Source organism: Sphingosinicella sp. CPCC 101087 (genome assembly GCF_004151485.1).
GTDB lineage: Bacteria > Pseudomonadota > Alphaproteobacteria > Sphingomonadales > Sphingomonadaceae > Allosphingosinicella.
The window spans coordinates 91,196-109,845 of sequence record NZ_SBFF01000007.1; the positions used below are offsets into that span (position 1 = coordinate 91,196).

Annotated in this window: 15 protein-coding genes; 13 read left to right on the forward strand and 2 right to left on the reverse strand. The window is 65.8% G+C overall.

Annotation, left to right across the window (positions count from 1 at the left end; genetic code table 11):
- Positions 1-4: 4 nt before the first annotated feature.
- On the forward strand, positions 5-1,657 hold the full coding sequence (locus EKM57_RS12245; protein WP_129792789.1) for a CTP synthase: 1,653 nt from the start codon (positions 5-7) through the stop codon (positions 1,655-1,657).
- 45 nt (positions 1,658-1,702) lie between these two features.
- Here the strand turns inward: EKM57_RS12245 and EKM57_RS12250 are convergent, their stop codons facing one another.
- Positions 1,703-2,002 (reverse strand): hypothetical protein, encoded by a 300-nt coding sequence (locus EKM57_RS12250; RefSeq protein WP_129792790.1) that lies wholly within the window; start codon positions 2,000-2,002, stop codon positions 1,703-1,705.
- 224 nt (positions 2,003-2,226) lie between these two features.
- Here EKM57_RS12250 and EKM57_RS12255 point away from each other — a divergent pair, with 224 nt between their 5' ends.
- A complete protein-coding gene (locus EKM57_RS12255; protein ID WP_165357391.1) occupies positions 2,227-2,694 on the forward strand; it encodes a DUF3833 family protein in 468 nt (155 codons plus the stop codon).
- 159 nt (positions 2,695-2,853) lie between these two features.
- Complete coding sequence (locus EKM57_RS12260; protein WP_129792792.1) at positions 2,854-3,162, forward strand: hypothetical protein; 309 nt, start codon at positions 2,854-2,856, stop codon at positions 3,160-3,162.
- Positions 3,163-3,219: 57 nt separating this feature from the next.
- Here the strand turns inward: EKM57_RS12260 and EKM57_RS12265 are convergent, their stop codons facing one another.
- Positions 3,220-3,774, reverse strand: a complete 555-nt coding sequence (locus EKM57_RS12265) for a helix-turn-helix transcriptional regulator (protein WP_129792793.1) — start codon at positions 3,772-3,774, stop codon at positions 3,220-3,222.
- Positions 3,775-4,588: 814 nt separating this feature from the next.
- On the opposite strand from EKM57_RS12265, the gene EKM57_RS12270 reads away from it, so the two are divergent.
- From EKM57_RS12270 to dnaE, 10 genes are all read left to right on the forward strand, one after another.
- Positions 4,589-5,116: a hypothetical protein gene (locus tag EKM57_RS12270; RefSeq protein ID WP_129792794.1), complete on the forward strand. Its 528-nt coding sequence runs from the start codon at positions 4,589-4,591 to the stop codon at positions 5,114-5,116.
- A gap of 96 nt (positions 5,117-5,212) precedes the next feature.
- The gene (locus EKM57_RS12275) at positions 5,213-5,983 is read left to right on the forward strand and encodes a hypothetical protein (RefSeq protein ID WP_129792795.1); all 771 of its coding nucleotides are present in this window, start codon (positions 5,213-5,215) and stop codon (positions 5,981-5,983) included.
- Between the two features lie 107 nt (positions 5,984-6,090).
- Positions 6,091-6,897, forward strand: coding sequence for a molecular chaperone (locus EKM57_RS12280; protein WP_129792796.1), 807 nt, complete (start codon positions 6,091-6,093; stop codon positions 6,895-6,897).
- A gap of 29 nt (positions 6,898-6,926) precedes the next feature.
- Positions 6,927-9,542 (forward strand): hypothetical protein, encoded by a 2,616-nt coding sequence (locus EKM57_RS12285; protein WP_243451015.1) that lies wholly within the window; start codon positions 6,927-6,929, stop codon positions 9,540-9,542.
- A gap of 2 nt (positions 9,543-9,544) precedes the next feature.
- Positions 9,545-10,453: a hypothetical protein gene (locus EKM57_RS22480; RefSeq protein ID WP_243451016.1), complete on the forward strand. Its 909-nt coding sequence runs from the start codon at positions 9,545-9,547 to the stop codon at positions 10,451-10,453.
- A gap of 175 nt (positions 10,454-10,628) precedes the next feature.
- The gene (locus EKM57_RS12295) at positions 10,629-11,054 is read left to right on the forward strand and encodes a hypothetical protein (RefSeq protein ID WP_243451035.1); all 426 of its coding nucleotides are present in this window, start codon (positions 10,629-10,631) and stop codon (positions 11,052-11,054) included.
- 582 nt (positions 11,055-11,636) lie between these two features.
- On the forward strand, positions 11,637-12,941 hold the full coding sequence (gene proS, locus EKM57_RS12300) for a proline--tRNA ligase (RefSeq protein ID WP_129792797.1): 1,305 nt from the start codon (positions 11,637-11,639) through the stop codon (positions 12,939-12,941).
- 37 nt (positions 12,942-12,978) lie between these two features.
- Entirely contained in the window at positions 12,979-14,229 is a 1,251-nt protein-coding gene (locus tag EKM57_RS12305; protein ID WP_129792798.1) for a lipoprotein-releasing ABC transporter permease subunit, read from the forward strand.
- A 13-nt stretch (positions 14,230-14,242) separates the two neighbouring features.
- Complete coding sequence (locus EKM57_RS12310) at positions 14,243-14,968, forward strand: ABC transporter ATP-binding protein (protein WP_129792799.1); 726 nt, start codon at positions 14,243-14,245, stop codon at positions 14,966-14,968.
- Between the two features lie 143 nt (positions 14,969-15,111).
- A complete protein-coding gene (gene dnaE, locus EKM57_RS12315; RefSeq protein WP_129792800.1) occupies positions 15,112-18,603 on the forward strand; it encodes a DNA polymerase III subunit alpha in 3,492 nt (1,163 codons plus the stop codon).
- Positions 18,604-18,650: the final 47 nt, after the last annotated feature.

Genomic DNA, 18,650 nt, shown 5'->3' on the forward strand with positions numbered 1-18,650 from the left:
TCCCATGGCGCGGTTCATTTTCATCACCGGCGGCGTGGTCTCATCTCTTGGCAAGGGCCTGATGGCCGCCAGCCTGGCGGCGCTTCTCCAGGCGCGCGGCTACAAGGTGCGGCTGCGCAAGCTCGATCCCTATCTCAACGTCGATCCGGGCACGATGTCGCCCTACCAGCATGGCGAGGTCTACGTCACCGACGACGGCGCGGAGACCGACCTCGATCTGGGTCATTACGAGCGCTTCACCGGCGTTCCGGCCCGGCAGAGCGACAACGTCACGTCGGGGCGGATCTATCAGGGCATCATCCAGCGCGAGCGTCGCGGCGACTATCTCGGCGCGACTGTCCAGGTGATCCCGCACGTCACCAACGCGATCAAGGAATTCATCGACGCGGACGTGGACCCTGAATGCGACTTCATCATCTGTGAAATCGGCGGCACGGTCGGCGACATCGAGTCGCTGCCGTTCATCGAAGCGATCCGGCAGTTCCGCAACGAGCTGGCCAATGAGAATCCGGGCGTTCGCAGCACCGTCTCGATCCACACGACCCTGGTGCCCTACATCGCCGCGGCCGGCGAGCTGAAGACGAAGCCGACCCAGCACAGCGTGCGGGAACTGACCAGCCTCGGCATCCAGCCGGAGATCATCGTGACCCGCTGCGACCGGCCGCTGCCCGACAGCGACCGCGCCAAGATCGCCTTGTTCTGCAACGTCCGCAAGGAAGCCGTCGTCCCGGCGCTCGACGCGTCGAGCATCTACGCCGTCCCCGCCCAATATCACGAGGCGGGTCTCGATTCGGAGGTGTTGCGCGCCTTCGGCATCGTCGACGCTCCCGCGCCGGACCTGGCCCGCTGGGACGACGTGCTCGACCGGCTGCTCAATCCGGAAGGCGAGGTGACGGTCGGCGTCGTCGGCAAATATGTCGGGTTGCAGGACGCCTATAAGAGCCTGACGGAGGCCCTGATCCACGGCGGCCTCGCCAATCGCGTCAAGGTCAACATACGCTGGCTCGACGCCGAGCTGTTCGAGCACCCCGAATCGGAAATTGCCGCGGCGCTGGAGCCGATGCACGCCATCCTCGTTCCCGGAGGCTTCGGCGAGCGCGGCAGCGAAGGGAAGATCGCCAGCGTCCATTTCGCCCGCGAGCGCCGCGTGCCCTTCTTCGGCATTTGCTTGGGCATGCAGATGGCCTGCATCGAGGCGGCGCGGAACACCGCAGGGATACAGGGCGCCGGCTCTAGCGAGTTCGGCGCGTGCGGCGAGCCGGTTGTCGGCCTGATCACCGAATGGATGAGCGAGGAGGGTCTCCAGCGGCGCGAGGCGACCGGCGATCTCGGGGGCACGATGCGGCTCGGCGCCTATGAGGCTCGGCTCGACGGCAATAGCGTCGTTCGGTCGATCTACGGCACCGACACTATCAGCGAACGCCACCGCCACCGCTACGAGGTCAACGTTCATTACAGGTCGGCGCTCGAACGTGGGGGACTGGTGTTCAGCGGCATGAGCCCCGATGGCGAGCTTCCCGAGATCGTCGAACGCCCGGACCATCCCTGGTTCATCGGAGTCCAATTTCACCCGGAGCTGAAATCCAAGCCGTTCGACCCCCATCCGCTTTTTGCGAGCTTCATCCAGGCAGCCGTCAAGCAGAGCCGGCTGGTCTGAGGGCATCGTCCGGCGAGGGCAGGGGGCTTCGGGTTCGCCTTCGCTCTATCGTCCGCCGGCCACCGCCGTCGCGAGCGTGGGTCCTCCGGCAGCCTGGTTCACGTCGACCTGGCGCGCAGCGGTCGGCATCGCGCCTTCGGACTCGCCGCTCTTGCGAACGTGGATATAGGGGACCCAGATGTCCCCGATCGGCGAACGCTGATACCAGACGTCGATGACGTCATAGGAAGCCCATAAGCCATCAAAGTCGAGCAGGCGCACGCCCTCGCCGATGCGCGGCACGCAGACGAAGCGCACCGTCTGCTGGGTCTGACTGCTTTCGTTCTGGACCTCGATCTCGAACACCTCAGCCCCTTTCGCCAGTGACCTCCGGCGGGCGCCCCTGCCCAAGCGCCGCGCGGCGGACGACGGCGCCTATCATCGGGCCTTTTCGGTAAATGAACGGATAATGCCGCCAAGCAGGTCTTTTCGGCTGAGCTGATCCAGCGCTGGCCGCGCCGGAGAGAGAGGTCTAAGCTCCTGATAGGAAGGCCCGGCAATCGTCGGCGCCGCTATCCGGAGACTTGCCCTTGCCCCTCTCCTGGCTGCTGACAGGGCTGCTCTTCGTTCAGGCGACCGGCTTGTCGCCCGAGCGCTTCTTCGTCGGCCGCACCGAAGGAGTCGGGACGGTGCGGATGATCCTAGCCGGCCGCCATGGCGTGCGCGTCCAAAGCCGCGGCCGGATGAGCGCCGACGGCGCCTTGCTGATCGACCAGGTCGTCGAGGAGGAAGGCAAGCCTCCGCGCCGGCGCAACTGGCGCTTGGTTCGTACCGGTCCGGACCGGTTCACCGGCACGATCACCGACGCCCGCGGACCGGTGAGCGGAGAGGTTCGTGGGAACGTCCTGCATCTTAACTATCGCGGAGCGCAAGGAGTCTCGGTCGAGCAGCGTATCACCATCCACCCGAGCGGGCGCAGCGCCGAGAACCGCATGACCTTTCGGCGGTTCGGCCTCACCGTCGCTACGTTCGAGGAAACGATTCGGCGGGTCGATTAGAGGGTACGACCGGAAAGCCGACGGGGAGCCGCACGCACGAGGCTGCAAGGAACCGGTCGGACCTTTTCAAGGAACATGCCGGCGGTCGGCTTGTTGGCCGGTAAGGGATGGCTTCGAGGGTGGCCGTCGTCACGATCTTCCCCTGGAAAGGAGACCGAAATGAAGCTGACCGAAACCCAGGTGACCGCGATCGAAAAGCAGACCGGTCTGAAGCCGTTGCCCGATTCCGCGGCAAGCGACGCCGGTCTTGCCGACGCCTTCGGGGACCAGACTTTCTATGTCGATCCGCAGGGTGTGTACGTCTTCGAATCCATCGAGAATCCGTCGGGCCGCGGAGATCCGGCTATGGCGATCCAGATCGCTTCGGTGGAGGCGACGGAAGAAGAAGGCGATGAGGTGACCGTTCGCGCCGTTCAGCCGCGGCCCGTCGATCTCACCGTGGACCTTTCAGGAGACCTTTCGAGCTGAGCGCGGGCGAAGGGTCGAACGGAGCCCCGTCATTGCCGATGGAGAGTTGCCGCCCGATCAGACCCTGAACGGCTGTGCCTTCGCGAACAGCTGCTCTCGCGAATTCACCTCGAGCTTGGCGTAGAAGCTTCGGATGTGGCTCCTGATCGTTTCGATCGAAACGCCCATCTCCTGGGTCAGTCGATCGGCTTCCTTCCCGTCGAGGAGGCTCAGCAGGACGCGGTGTTCGGCAGGAGTCAGGCCGAACGCGGTTTCAAGGTCGCGATAGCCGACATCGGCCCGCCGGTCGGTCCGAACGAGCACCAGTCCGCACAAGTGCGACTCATGGCCGCCGAGCGGCCTGCATCGGATGAGCAGGTGACCGGCGCTTCCGGACAAGGGAATGCAACAGGTCCGAAGCGGATCGGTCCCGGAGCGTACGACACGGACCAGTCTTTCGTGGTGCAGGGGATCCAGCGCGTTCAGGTAGCCGGCCCTTTCCTCCACTTCGCATTTTTCGGCGAGCAGCTGCCGGGCGGCGCCGTTGGCCCAGAGGATCGCCAACTCCTCGTCCACGATCAGGCGCGGCTGCATTTCCGCTTCCAGCCAGGCAATGGCGCTCCCGGCGATCATCGATGCACGCGAAATCGATGGGACTGGAGTTCGGCCTTCTGCCACCAATCAACCCCCCCTGGCATGATTACGAATATGGTCGACCCAACCTAAGTCCGTGGGAAGTAGCTGCCTGGCCGCCACGGTGCCAGTAGAAATACGGTATTCATGCTCGCGCCCCGACGATTGACGCGACGGCGATGCGCCTGGCATTTCATCGGGCAATTGGCCCGGCCCATCGCTTCATTCCTCTCCCGACTTGTTGGGCTCCGGACCTTGCGGCATGCTGGCGAAGCGAAAGGGCTTCTTCCCCATTCGCGGCCGGGCGGGACGAACAGGTCGGGGCGAGCCGTCTCCAACCAGCTTGCCGCAACCTTCCCGTCCGGCCCCAAAAAACCTGCTGAACTCCATACTGGCGGAGGCTATCGCCTGCGCGGCCGGCGTCTCCGCGTCAATCCGGTCCTGCCGCTCTCCGCTTTGCCTGCAGTCTCTGCCGCCGAAGGCGGTTGCGTCCGCGCCTCCGGGTCACGAGGCGCGAGTCCCCCAATTGTTCCAGTGATTTAGCTGGATCTCCACATCGGCAACGGCATCACTCCGTCCGGCTCCCGGCGGTCACGAATGGCGAAATTCCCGTCTCCTTTCGGGACTGACTGCATCATGATGGGACCTTTGGGGCACTTCTCCCCAAGTCTGGGGATGCGGGACCTGCGGGAACTACCGTAATCACTTGTTTACTTTTGGTGGGGGGAGCGAGTCGGTTGCTCGCCTTCCCGACAGGCCGGCAAGGTTCATGGAGACGGACCGCGCCGGCATGTGAGCGAGTGGGGAAGAAGCTATGCGCCTCGTGGTGGCGACGTTTGTCGCGGCGATTTTTGCCGCGCCTGCCGGTGCAGCAGACATAGAGAATGTCAGGTCGCTCGATCTGGCGGTTCGCGGGAGCATTCCCGAGCGTTGCGCGATGGGTTCCATCGGCAACATGGATTTCGGCGATCTCAACCGCACCGGCCTCGGCGCCCAGGCACGCGTCCGCCTGGATTGCAACATCCCCTTCAACATGAGCATCCGGGCCCGGAACGGCAGCCTCGCGCACAGCGATCTGCCGGCGGGCCAGGGACCTTATTCCGGCACGCTCCCCTACACGATCGGGGTGATGATGCCGGTTCGGCGCCCCCAGAGCGCGGTGATCGAACGATCGTTCGAGAGCCGCGAGCTCAGGGGGAATGGCCGCACCATCTCCAGCGAAGGCGGGATTGCCGTCGACGGACTCGCGCTCAGCGTTTCGTTGGGCAGGCCTTCGGGAGAAGCCGGACTTCTGGCCGGCGAATACGGGGAGACGATCGAGATAACGATCACGCCCAGCTGATCGGCGGGCGGAGCTCTCCGTACGCCTTCGAATGACGTTGAACTGGCCATCAACCGGCAATTCCGCCGGGGGGCCGTAATAAAGAGGGAAGAAGCCATGAAGAATATCCTGCGCGGCACCGTTGCCGCTATCGCGCTCGTCTCGATGGCCAGCGCTGCTCACGCCCAGACCGATGAGCGTCACTATGCGGCTACCGTGCCGATCTTCGGTAACGTTACGCTGACCAACCCCAGCGGGTTTGGTGGAGCTCTCGCCGCTGGCGCATTCGAAGCCGCCATCGCCTTCGGCGTCGGCACCCGCTACACCGCCGAAGCCGACGCCCCGAGCGACAGCGTGCCTGCCACGCCGGTCGTGAACGTCGCCTTCAACCTGAGCGGCAGCGTCAACAAGGATTGCTCCTTCTACTCGGGCAACAATGCCGCCGCCCGCAACATCGACTTCGGCGTGATCGGTGTCCGCACCGGCAACAACGAGAATGTCAGCGACGCGTTCGAGATGGTCGGCCCGGCCGAAGCCGAGATCGAGAGCCTCACGGCCGGCTGCAACTTCAACAACACCGTCACGCTCGCGAAGGCCAACGGCAATGCCGGCATGGTGAACGCTGCGCCCGGCGGCTATGACAGCGACGAGTTCCAGGCGAACATCCCCTACCGGGTGGAAGCCAGCTGGACCGGCATTGCGGCCAACACCGTCGGCAGCGGCACGTCGCAGAGCCTCAACGTTGCCACCAACGCAGCGAATGCGGCGATCACGCAGGGCGCATGGCGTTCCGATTTCGAGCTCGAGATCGAAGCCCCGGTTGCTCAGCGGGCGCTGGTCGCCGGCGACTATTCGGACACTCTGACCCTGACGCTCGCCGCGTCCTGATCAGACCCGATTAGATGAATGAGGGGAGGGGAAAGCTCTGTCTTTCCCCTTTCTTCATTCAAGGCGTGCAAGGGGCAATTCCTCAAAGTTTCGGGGATGGGGGTAAAATGACAGCGTGGGTTAGGTTGGCGCGCGGTTGGCGCGCGCTCGCGGCCATCGTCTTGCTGGCCATTGTCGGTTCCGCAGCCGCCTATGCGATGCGCGTCTCGCCCATGGTGCTCGAGATGGAGACCCGCGGGACGAACGCCGTCGCCCGGCTCGAGGTGCAGAACCTCAACCAGGGCAACCTCGCTTTCGAGACCCGTATCACGCGCATGGAATTCGACGAGAACGGCAACGTCGTCGAGACGCCTGCCGACGAGGATTTCCTCGTCTTTCCGCCGCAGGGCGTGCTGCCGCCCGGCGGTCGCCAGGTGGTTCGTCTCCAGTGGGTCGGAGATCCCGAGCTTCCCGCTGCCCAGGCTTATTACGTCTCGGTGAACCAGCTTCCCGTCGCCCTGGAACCAGGGACCGTCGACAATGTCGGCGCGCAGGTCCAGATCGTCTACCACATGAAGGCCCTCGTGGTCGTCGCGCCGCCGGGCGCCTCGCCCAACGTCGAGCCTGTTTCGGTTCGTCCCATCCAGTTTCAGCCGCAGCCGCCGAGCGAGGGCGCGCCCCTGCCGCCCACCGTACCGGGTGTCGAGGTCGTGCTGCGCAACACCGGCCGGAGGCATGCGATGATGGCGGGGCTGGGCTGGCGCTTCGAGGGCGTCGGTGCCGACGGTCAGCGTATCCGCATCGAAGTCACGCCCGAGGAGCTCAATCGAGTGATCGGAACCGGCTACGTTCCCGCGCTCGGCGAGCGCACGTTCCGGCTCCCACTGGTCGATGCCTTCGGTCCCCAACCGATCAGGCTCAGCTTCGTCCAGTGAGACGATGCCGGCTCCTTTGCGCGGTCGCCATGTCCGCCCTCTGGGCGGGCAGCGTTGCCGCGCAGGTTTCGGTGCCTCTCCCGGCGCAGCCGTCCGGCGGCGGTCGGGAGACCGCGCCCGAGGCGCAGGAGCCGTCGGGCGAGCCGCAATCCGTGCCTCCGTTGGAGCCGGTGACGAAGGACGAGGAGGGGTCGTCGGTTCCCCTTCCACCCTTGGGCCAGACCCGCGTGCCGCTCAGTCGCCATGGCCGGCCCGACATCAATCCCTACGAGCGCGACATCGACATGACGGTGCCGCTCACCTACCGGAATCGCAACCTGGGCGATATTCCGGTTCGGCTGACGTTCGACGACCAGCTCCTCGTCGATACCGAGACTTTCATTCGGTTGATCACGCCGCTGCTGAAGGACGAGGCCCGGGACGGGATCAGCGCCCGGCTGCAGCCGCGCCAGATGTTCACGAGCGAGGACCTCGCCGCGAGCGGGGTCTCGCTGGAATATGATCCGGCCAGCCTTTCCGTCGTCGTGCTGCAGATCGAACCCGACCAACGCGCGATCGAGCTCCTGTTTGCGCCGCCGCGGGACGACAGGGAAGACATCACGCTCGAGCCGGCCGGATTTGCCGGCTACCTCAACCTGAACGTCATTCAGAGCTATTTCTGGGAGACGAGCGATCTGGACCGGCCGACGGTCAGCCTGAACGGCGCCGTTCGGCTCGGCCGAGTCGTGTTCGAGGGCGACGGCCAATTCAGTGAGGAGCTGGGCTTCACCAGCGAGAGCTATCGCTTCGAGCGCAATTATGCGCGACTGGTCTATGACCAGCCCGAGCAATTCCGGCGCTGGTTTCTGGGCGATCTCTCGCCGGAGATCCGCGGCCAGCAGACGTTCGTCCAGATCGGCGGCATCGGCGTCCTTCGGCAGCGGCGCAGGTTCAACGATTATCGCTCGGCGGTGTTGCAAGGAAACCGGCAGCTCGTCCTGCAGCGCGAATCCACCGTGCGGGTGCTGCGCAACGGTGTCCTGTACCGGGAGTTGCGCCTCGACGCCGGATCCTACGATTTCAGCTCCCTGCCGCTGCTGACGGGGAGCAACGACGTCCAGATCGAGATCCGCGACAATACCGGCCAGGTGCAGTCGCTGAACTTCCAGTCCTATCTCGACCCGATCGACCTCGATCCGGGCGATTTCGAATATGGCGCCTATCTCGGGCCGACCAGCCGGGCCTTCGGACGATCGCCCGATTATGACGGCCCGGTCGCCTTTTCCGGCTTCTTCCGGAAGGCCTTCTTCAATCGCCCCGCGATCGGCGTCGGGCTGCAGGCGAGCCGGCGCGTCCAGACCGTGACGGGCCAGACTCAATTCGTCCTTCGCAATGGCGGACGAATCCTGCTCGATGGCGGAGCGAGCAATGCGAGCGAGATCGGCCAGGGCTTTTCGGGCGGTGTCGCTTATGATCACGTCATCGACCGGGCAGGCCTGATCGACACCTTCACCATTCGCGCCGATTATCTGTCCGAGAAGTTCGCGACGCTCGGCAATCCGGAAGCGCTGCATTCGACCTCCTGGAGCCTCAGCGGTCAGTATACGCGCGCGATTACCTATGATCTCACCCTGTTGCTGAATGCCTCTTACCTGCGCGGCCGCAGGGATGTGGGCGACAGCTATCGCCTCGGCGCTTTGGCATCCTACCGGTTCGATCCGGAGTGGAGCATAAGAGCGGGCGTCGACTATACGCGCTACCCCAGCGATTTCGCCCGGGGGAACGGCTTCGGCTTCAACATCGCCATCGTGTTCCAGCCGAGCTACCGTCGCCGGGCGGAGGCCCGCTATCAGAGCAACACGGATACGGCGCAGCTATCCTACGTTCAGAGCGGCCTCAACCGCCTCGGCAGCGTCGGCTTCGGCGGCACGGTGACCCGCGAGGACGAGTTCCTGACTGCGCAGGCATTCGCCGATTACACCGCCAATCGGTTCGACGCCTCCGTCAGCCATGCGGCTTTCGGCCAGGGCTTCTCCTCGTTCGGTCAGCAGAATGTGACGACCGCGCGCGTCGGCACGTCGATCGCTTTCGCCGACGGCGTGTTCGGTGTCGGCCGGCGGATCAACGACAGCTTCATGCTGCTTCGCCCGCACCCGAACCTGGGCGATCGCAGCGTCGTGGCGGGCCAGTCTCTGGCGCGGAACGATTATATCGCCAAAAGCGGGCCGCTCGGCGCTGCGGTCAACAACTTCCTGGGATCCTATGTCAGCCAATCGGTCCAGTATGACGTCGAGGATCCGCCGACCGGCTATGACGTCGGTACCGGCGTGGTTCGGGTGCGGCCGCCTTACCGGAGCGGTTACGTCTATCAGGTAGGAACCGACGCCTTCGTCAGCGCGATCGGTACCTTGCGACTGCCGAACGGCACGCCGGTGTCGCTGGCCGGAGGGCGAGTGATGGCGACCGGGGAACCGGTTACCGATCCCGTGCCTTTCTTCACCAACTCCATCGGACGGTTCGCCATCGCGAACCTGCTTCCGGGACGGCGCTATCGGGTCGAGATATATGGTAACCCGCAAGGGTTCGAATTCGAGGTTCCGCAGGACACGGATGGCCTGGTCAACCTGGAAATAGTGACGCTTGGTGCGCCAACCCGAGGGGAATGATGATGCGCAGCCGACTTTATCTCGCCGCAGCCCTGCTCGCCGCCGCCGCGGCCTCGGCGACTCCCGCCGTCGCCCAGCGCGCCGAGTGCAGGCTGCGGATCAACACGAATCCATCCAGCTGGATCATCCGCGGCTATGACCCGTTCGGCAACAGCGCGCCCTCCGGGACCTTCGATCTGGTCTTCACGAATTCGGGCGACGCCGAATGCACCTTCTATCCCGTTTTCGCGCTGGACGGCGAGCCGTTCGGACTGAGCGCAGGGAACGGGCGGCGCACGCCTTACGGGATCGTCGACCTGTTCGGGGGCTATGACGCCACGCCTCTGGCTGGCCGGACCCAGCGGCGGACGGGGCGGCGGGCCGTCGTGGTCGCGCCCCGGGGCCAGCAGGTCGTGCAATACCGCCTAGTCGTCGATGACCGATCGATCTCGGGCGGCGGCCTCCACGATCAGCGGGTCGAGATCGAGGCCGAAGCGACGGACGGCACGCCGATCGTCGCGGAGCAGCTCGTCCTCGGCCTCGACGTGCTGCCGTCGGCGACCCTCGGACTTTCGGGTGCCTATCGGGTGAATAACGGCCGCGCCCTGGTCGACCTCGGCGAGCTGCAGGAAGGCATCGCCGAAGTGCCCCTGCAGCTTCGCGTCCAAAGCACCGGGCGCTACAAGCTGACGCTCGCCTCCCGCAACAATGGGCGGCTGCAGCTCCCCGGCACCGACTGGTTCGTGCCCTACGGGTTGGCGATCGACGGCCAGTCGGTCGAGCTGGCCGGCGGCAGCGGCGAATATTCGTCTCCAACGGGGCAGGGGCTCCGTCGCGACTCCCTTCCGATCCGTTTCAGGATCGGCGACGTTTCCGATCGCCGTGCCGGCACCTATTCGGACGTCATCTCCATTTCGGTGGCGCCCCTCTAAAGGTTAACGACGAGGGCCGCCATTCCGAGGACTTGCGGGCTCGCGGATGCGCGCGCCTCTGGCGGGGAATTCGCGACACCCGTCGAGTTTACGAGGGTCCTTCTTAACCATTTAACAAGGTGCGCCCGTTACCTGATCCCGTTGACCGAACAGTCTCGGCCACGGGAAGGTGACCATGCTTCGCAAGATCGGACTCGCGACCGCCGCCGCGGCCTTCACGCTCTCATCCGCGCCCCTTGGTGCGGAATCACGCAGCTTCCTGATCCGGGCACGGGTGCCGGTCGTCTGCCAGGTGCAGTTCCGCCCCATCGGCGCGACGCCGATCGACGGAACGACCATACCGCTCGGCGAGATCAGCGAATTCTGCAACGCACCCGGCGGTTATGAGCTGGTGGTCAATTATGCGCCAGGCACCATGCAGGGTGCGGTCATCGTCGCTGGCGAGGACCAGGTTGTCCTGAACGGCTCCGGGCAGGCCATCCTCACCCGGTCGCCCCGTCCCCGAAATCGCGCGCGCCTTCTCAGCGCCATGCCGGGTCAGCAGGGCTTCGACACCGATCGCCTCGATCTGCGGGTGCAGCCGATGGGCTCCCTGAGCTGAAATCGCCTTCGCCGGCCCGCCGGCAGAAGACAGAGATGGCCACCCGCACGCCTGCGGCGCTCGAGCTGCGCCCCGCCCGCAGGGCCCCTGGCCGTTCACGACCTGGACGTCTCCCAATCATACTGTCCGAATAGGTCGCAAGCAGAACCTGCGGTACCTGGTCGCGACCCGATCCGCTCCGGCTCCAACGCACAAGTGCCCGGCTCTTTCGAGCCGGGCACCCGTAAGACGGCTCGCGCCGTCTACCCCCTTGTGATGCTTCGGCCCGCGCGCTCTGCCTACCTCGCAAAGGAAGAGCGGGACCGAAGCTTCCCCGAACCAGGCCGTAAGTCCTTGGTTGCGTGGAAATCACGGTATGCGGCCTGGCCTCCTTTGTCACCGCGCTTGTTCATCTCGCAGCCAGATTCCGGGAAGCTGTGGCGGCAGGGCAACAGGGGGACCCAGCAGCATCCGGCTTTCCGCTTCACGCGGTGTGACCGATTTCGCGCTCGCCCGCTCGGTCGCCTCCTCCCGCGGTTGCCTTGCCCCGGCGCTCCCCCTAGAGCATCGCCGACATTCCACATTCGGGAAATTCCTCCGTCCATGCGCCTTTCTCGCTACTTCCTGCCTGTGATGAAGGAGACGCCGGCCGACGCCCAGATCGTCAGCCACAAGCTGATGCTGCGCGCCGGGCTGATCCGCCAGACCGCCGCCGGCATCTACGCCTGGCTGCCGCTGGGCCTGCGGGTCCTCAAGAAGATCGAGCGGATCGTGCGCGAGGAGCAGGATCGCGCCGGCGCCGTCGAGCTGCTGATGCCGACGGTCCAATCGGCCGATCTGTGGCGCCAGTCCGGGCGCTTCGACGCCTACGGGCCCGAGATGCTGCGCTTCCCCGACCGGCATGGCCGCGAGATGCTCTACGGGCCGACCAACGAGGAGATGATCACCACCATCTTCCTCGAGGCGGTGCGCTCCTATCGGGACCTGCCGCGGACGCTCTACCACATCCAGTGGAAGTTCCGCGACGAGGTCCGCCCGCGCTTCGGCGTTATGCGTGGCCGCGAGTTCCTGATGAAGGATGCCTACAGCTTCGATCTCGACGACGAGGGAATGAGAGCGAGCTACGAGGCGATGTTCGTCGCTTATCTGCGTACCTTCGCGCGGATGGGGCTCCAGGCGGTGCCGGTACGCGCCCCGACCGGCCCGATTGGCGGCGACCTCTCGCACGAATTCCACATACTCGCCGATACCGGTGAGAGCGCCTTGTTCTATGATGCGGCGATCGAGGAGGTCTCGCGAGACGAGCTGCTTTCCGCCGACACCTCGACCATCGCCCGCCTGACCGGCCTCTATGCGATGGAGGAGGAGGAGCATGCCAAGGTCTCCGACTGCCCGGTGCCGCCCGAGCGGCTGCGCAGCCGGCGCGGCATCGAGGTCGGACACATCTTCGCCTTCGGCAGCAAGTACAGCAAGTCGATGGGCTTGTCGGTCCAGAATGCCGAGGGCGCCCAGGTTCACCCGCAGATGGGCAGCTACGGCGTCGGCGTATCGCGCCTGATGGGGGCGATCATCGAGGCGAGTCATGACGAAGCAGGGATTGTCTGGCCGGACAGCGTCGCGCCGTTCCGGGTCGGCCTCATCAACATGCGCGCCGACGACGGAAATTGCGCCAGCGCTGCCGACGAGCTTTACGGCCGCCTTCGAGATGCGGGAATCGACACGCTTTACGACGACCGCGACGAGCGCGGCGGTGCCAAGTTCGCGACGATGGACCTGATCGGCTTGCCGCTGCAGCTGGTCATCGGGCCGAAGGGCGTCGAGAAGGGGATCGTCGAGCTGAAGCGCCGCGCCACCGGCGAGCGCGAGGAGCTGAGCCTCGAAAGCGCAATGGCGAGGCTGAGCGAGTGAACGACGATCTCGTTCCCTGCTCCGCGGGGGAGCCGTCATGATCCTCTCGAGCTACGAGCGAATGATCGCCCGTCGTTACCTGCTGCCGGGCAAGGGCGAAGGATTCATCTTCCTCGTCGCCGGAATCAGCCTGGTAGCGGTGATGCTCGGCGTCGCCGCCCTCATCATCGTGATGAGCGTGATGAACGGTTTCCGCGCGGAGCTGTTCGACAAGGTGGTCGGCCTCAACGGCCATGCCGTCATCCAGGGGTATGGCGGCCGCCTCGACGACTGGCGGCCGATTCTCGACCAGGCCCGTCGGACCCCCGGCGTCGTCGACGCTTCGGCGCTGATCGAGCAACCGCTGATGGCGACCAACGAAGGCCGGGTCGAGGCGATCCTGCTTCGCGGAATGCCGCGCGAGGATATCCTTTCCAGCCCGACGCTCAACAGCAACGTTCTGGCCGGCTCCCTCTCGGCGCTCCAGCCCGGCAGCGACAATGTGGCGATCGGCTCGCGCCTCGCGGAGTTGCTGGGGCTCCACGTCGGCAGCACGATCACCATCATATCGCCGCAGGGGCGGACGACTCCGTTCGGAACCGTGCCGCGAATCGTCGACTATCGGGTGGCAGCCATCTTCGAGATCGGTCTGTACGATTTCGACCAGGCTTTCGTGCTGATGCCGATCGAGGAGGCGCAGAGCTTCCTTATGCTCGGCGACGCCGTCGGAATGATCGAGGTCACCACCACCAATGCGGACCGTGTCGACGAGATACTCGCTCCGCTTACCGCCTCGGTCGGCAGCCGCGCGATGGTCAACGACTGGCGATCGATGAATTCGGCCTTGTTCGAGGCGCTCCAGGTCGAGCGCGTAGCGATGTTCGTCGTCCTGTCGATCATCGTGCTGGTGGCGGTGTTCAATATCCTTTCTTCGCTGATCATGCTGGTTCGAGCCAAGACCCGAGACATCGCGATCCTGCGGACCATGGGCGCCACCCGCTCGGGGCTGATGAAGGTGTTCATGACCGTCGGGATCACGATCGGCGTGCTCGGCATTCTCGCCGGAGTGGGGCTAGGCGCGATCTTCCTGTTCTACCGGCAGGCGGTGGTGCGCTTCGTCCAGTGGGTGACCGGCCAGAACCTGTGGGATCCCTCGGTCCGGTTCCTCACCGAGCTGCCGTCCAAGACCGACCCCGTGGAGGTCGCCGCCATCGTCATCATGGCCCTGGTGCTGAGCTTCCTCGCGACCCTCTATCCGGCCTGGAAGGCGGCCAGCACCGATCCGGTCCAGGTCCTGAGATATGAGTGAAGCGGGGGAGACGATGACCGACATTGCTCAGCGCGAGGGGGCGGGTCCGCACCACGCCGCCGCCCACGCTCCCGCGGTCCTCTCCGTACGCGACCTGCGCCGCAGCTTCGAGCAGGCCGGGGTCAGGATCGACGTCTTGCGCGGAGTCGACCTCGAAGTGCGGCGGGGCGAGATCGTCGCCCTGCTCGGCCCATCGGGATCGGGCAAGTCGACTCTCCTTCAAGCGGTCGGCCTGCTCGAAGGCGGCTTTCAGGGATCGATCCGGATCGCCGGCGAGGAGGTGGCGGACCTGAGCGATTCCGACCGCACCCGGGTCCGCCGCGACACGCTGGGCTTCGTCTACCAATTCCACCATCTGCTTCCCGACTTCACGGCGCTCGAGAATGTCGTCATCCCGCAGCTCGTCCGCGGCGCGACCCGCGGCGAGGCGGATGAGCGGGCGACGAGCTTGCTCGCTACCCTCGGCCTCGCCGAGCGCCTCACGCATCGGCCAAGCAAGCTGTCGGGAGGCGAGCAGCAGCGCGTTGCCGTCGCCCGCGCTCTGGCCAATCGGCCGGCGCTCGTCCTTGCCGACGAGCCGACCGGCAATCTCGACGAGGGTACCGCCGATATCGTCTTCGCCGAATTCCTTCGCCTGGTCCGCGACGAAGGCAGCGCCGCTCTGGTCGCCACCCACAATGTGCGCATCGCTGACAAGATGGATCGGGTGCTGAGGCTTCACGAGGGGCATATCAGCTAGAAAGGCGTTGGCCGGGCCGCATGCCGGCGACGATCGGTCGCCGGCTCCAGCGCGAATCCTCGACACCGTCCGGGACTCGAATAGGTGTGGAAAAGTCGCCACTGCGTCTTTCCCCGTCGGTCCGCATCTCCCATAGTTCGACCATGTCCTCCGAGCCCTACGTCCCGCTTCGAATCTTCTCCTGCTACACGATGCTCGAAGGCGCGATCGATCCGAAGGCGATCGCGAAGCAGGCCAAGCGGCTCGACTTCCCGGCCGCGGCCGTCGCCGATCGCAACGGTCTCTACGGCGTCATGCCATTCACCGACGCCTGCATGGCCGAGGGGGTGCAGCCGATCGTCGCCACGCTGCTCGGCGTCGCCCGGCCGGGGACGCCCGAGGGCCGAGCCGCGCCTATCGACTGGCTGGCCCTCTATGCCCAGGACGAGGAAGGTTATCGCAACCTGTGTGCGCTCGTCTCCTCCGCCCACCTCGATCGGCCGCTCGAGGACCAGGCCCACGTCCCCTTCGAGGCGCTCGCGGGGCGGAATGGTGGCCTGATCGCGCTCACCGGGGGCGGGGAGGGGGCACTAGCGCGCTTGTTCGCGGAGGGCCAGGGCGAAGCGGCACGATCGTTCGCCGACCGGCTCCGATCGCTATTCCCGGGCCGGCTCTACGTCGAGCTCAGCCGGCGCGGTGATCCGGTCGAGCAGGCCGCCGAGGCGGACCTGGTCGAACTGGCCTACCAACTCGACCTGCCGCTGGTCGCGACCAACCCGGCCGCTTATGCCGAAGCGGCCTTTCATCGGGCCCATGACGCGATGCTGTGCATCGCGCAGTCGAGCCAGATCGACCGCGACGACCGCATACGCTCCTCGCCCGAAGCCTGGCTGAAGCCGGCGGCCGACATGCGCGAGCTGTTCCGCGACCTGCCCGAGGCGATCGTCAACAGCGCCGTCATCGCGCGCCGATGCGCGTTCGGCGCGCCCAAGCGCAAACCGATTCTCCCGCGCAGCGCCGGCAATATCGACGAAGAAGCGGAGCAACTCCGCAAGGACGCGAAAGCGGGGCTCGAGCGTCGATTGGCTTTGCGTGACGATCTGGGGGAAGCCGATCGCCGGGCCTATTTCGAGCGGCTGGATTTCGAGCTCGATGTCATCGTCGGCATGGGCTTTCCCGGCTATTTCCTCATCGTCGCCGATTTCATCAAATGGGCGAAGGAGCAGGGCATTCCGGTGGGGCCGGGCCGCGGCTCCGGTGCCGGCTCCGTGGTGGCCTGGTCGCTCACCATCACCGACCTCGATCCGATGCGCCTCGGCCTCCTCTTCGAGCGCTTCCTCAACCCGGAACGCGTGTCGATGCCGGATTTCGACATCGACTTTTGCGAAACCCGGCGCGGAGAGGTGATCCGCTACGTCCAGGAGCGCTGGGGGACCGACAAGGTCGCGCAGATCATCACCTTCGGAAAGCTGAAGGCGCGCGCCGTGCTCAAGGATACCGGGCGCGTCCTGCAGATGCCCTACGGCCAGGTCGACCGCCTGGCCAAGCTGGTGCCCAACCACCCGACCGACCCCTGGACGCTCGAACGCGCGCTCAACGGGGTCTCCGAGCTGGCGGAGGAATATCGCAACGACGCCGGCGTGCGCCGCCTGTTCGACCTGGCGATGAAGCTCGAAGGCCTGCCGCGCCACAGCTCGACGCATGCGGCCGGCGTGGTCATCGGAGACCGGCCGCTCGACCAGCTCGTGCCGCTCTATCGGGATCCCCGTTCGGACATGCCGGTTACGCAGTTCGACATGAAATATGTCGAGGCGGCGGGCCTGGTGAAGTTCGACTTTCTCGGACTCAAGACGCTGTCGGTGCTGCGCAAGGCCGTCGAGATGCTCCGCCACCGCGGCATCGAGGTCGACCTCGACCGGCTTGCGTGGGACGACCCCGCCGTCTTCGAGCTTCTCCAGCGTGGCGACACGGTCGGCGTCTTCCAGGTGGAATCCGAAGGGATGCGCCGCACCCTCTCCGCGGTGAAGCCGACCATGTTCGAGGACATCATCGCGCTCAACGCGCTTTACCGTCCGGGGCCGATGGACAACATTCCGATGTTCGGCCGGCGGAAGAACGGACAGGAGCCGATCGAATATCCCCATCCCCTGCTCGAGAAGATTCTCGCCGAAACCTACGGGATCTTCGTCTATCAGGAACAGGTCATGCAGGCCGCGCAGATCCTGGCCGGCTATTCGCTCGGAGGCGCCGACCTGCTGCGGCGGGCCATGGGCAAGAAGATCAAGGCCGAGATGGATGCCCAGCGGGCGATCTTCGTCGAAGGCTGCCAGCGGGTGAACGGCATTTCCGAAGCCAAGGCCAACGAGCTGTTCGACTTGATCGACAAGTTTGCCGGCTACGGCTTCAACAAGAGCCACGCCGCGGCTTATGCGCTGCTGACCTATCAGACGGCCTGGCTCAAGGCCCACCACCCGGTCGAATTCTTCGCGGCCTCCATGAGCTTCGATATTCATCTGACGGACAAGCTGGTCGTCCTCGTGGACGACATGCGCCGCATGGACGTCCAGTGCCTTCCGCCGTCGATCAATGCCAGCGAGGCGGACTTCAGCGTAGAAGCCGTGGAGGAGGGCTATGCCGTGCGCTATGCGCTGGGCGCCCTCAAGGGCGTGGGCGAAAAGGCGATGGAGCAACTGGTAGAGGAGCGCCGCGCCAACGGGCCGTTCCGCGACCTCGACGACCTGGCCGGCCGAATCGACCCGCGGCTGCTCAACCGCCGGCAGATCGAAAGCCTCGCGGGCGGTGGAGCCTTCGACGCGATCGCCGACCGGGCGGCGGTCTTCGCCGCCGCCGAGACGATTCTTTCCGCTGCCTCGAGCGCCGCGGAGATGCGCGAGAGCGGCCAGGGCGGCCTGTTCGGCGAAGGCACCACCAACGTGGTCCCGATCCGGATGCCGAGCGGCGAAAGCTGGAGTCTCGCCCAGCGCATGGCGCAGGAGAAGGAGAGCTTCGGCTTCTACTTCTCCGCCCACCCGGTCGACAATTATCGCCATCTGGTCGAGGCGCATGGCGCGAGAAGCTTCGGCCAGATCGCGGCGCTTCCGGCGCCGGCCGACGGCGGCCGGACCGGCTCGGTGATGGCGGCGCTCGTCGAGGATACGCGCTGGCGTACCTCCGCCCGCGGCCGGCGCTACATGATGGCGACGCTCTCCGACCCATCCGGGCAGTTCGAGGCGACGGTGTTCGACGATATGGTGGCCGAGCAGGTCGCCGCCGCGGCCAAGGCCGGCGACTGCGCCCTACTCAATGTCGAGCTGGATCGCCGGCCCGGCGATGAAACGCCGCGGGTGACGATCCGTTCGGTCCAGACGCTGGAGAGCCTCTCCCGGCGCAGCCGATTGCAGCTCGAGGTCGAACTCCGGGACGAGGCGGCGGTCTACCGTCTCAAGGAAGCCGTGGGCGAGTTTCGCGGCGGCAACGGTCAGCTGCGGCTGAAGGCGCGGGCCGAATGCGGCGAGGCCGAGATCGTGCTCGGCCGCGACTTCATCGTCGACGCCGAGCTCGCCGCGCGCCTCGAAAGGATCGACGGCATCGCCGCCGTCCGGCTTTCGGTCGTGGAAGCGCCTCGTCTCGCGCTTGTCGCCGGCGGCTCGGCCTAAATCCTGCAGTCGGGCTGAAAAACCGCGCTTCCCGCGGGCGCGAATGA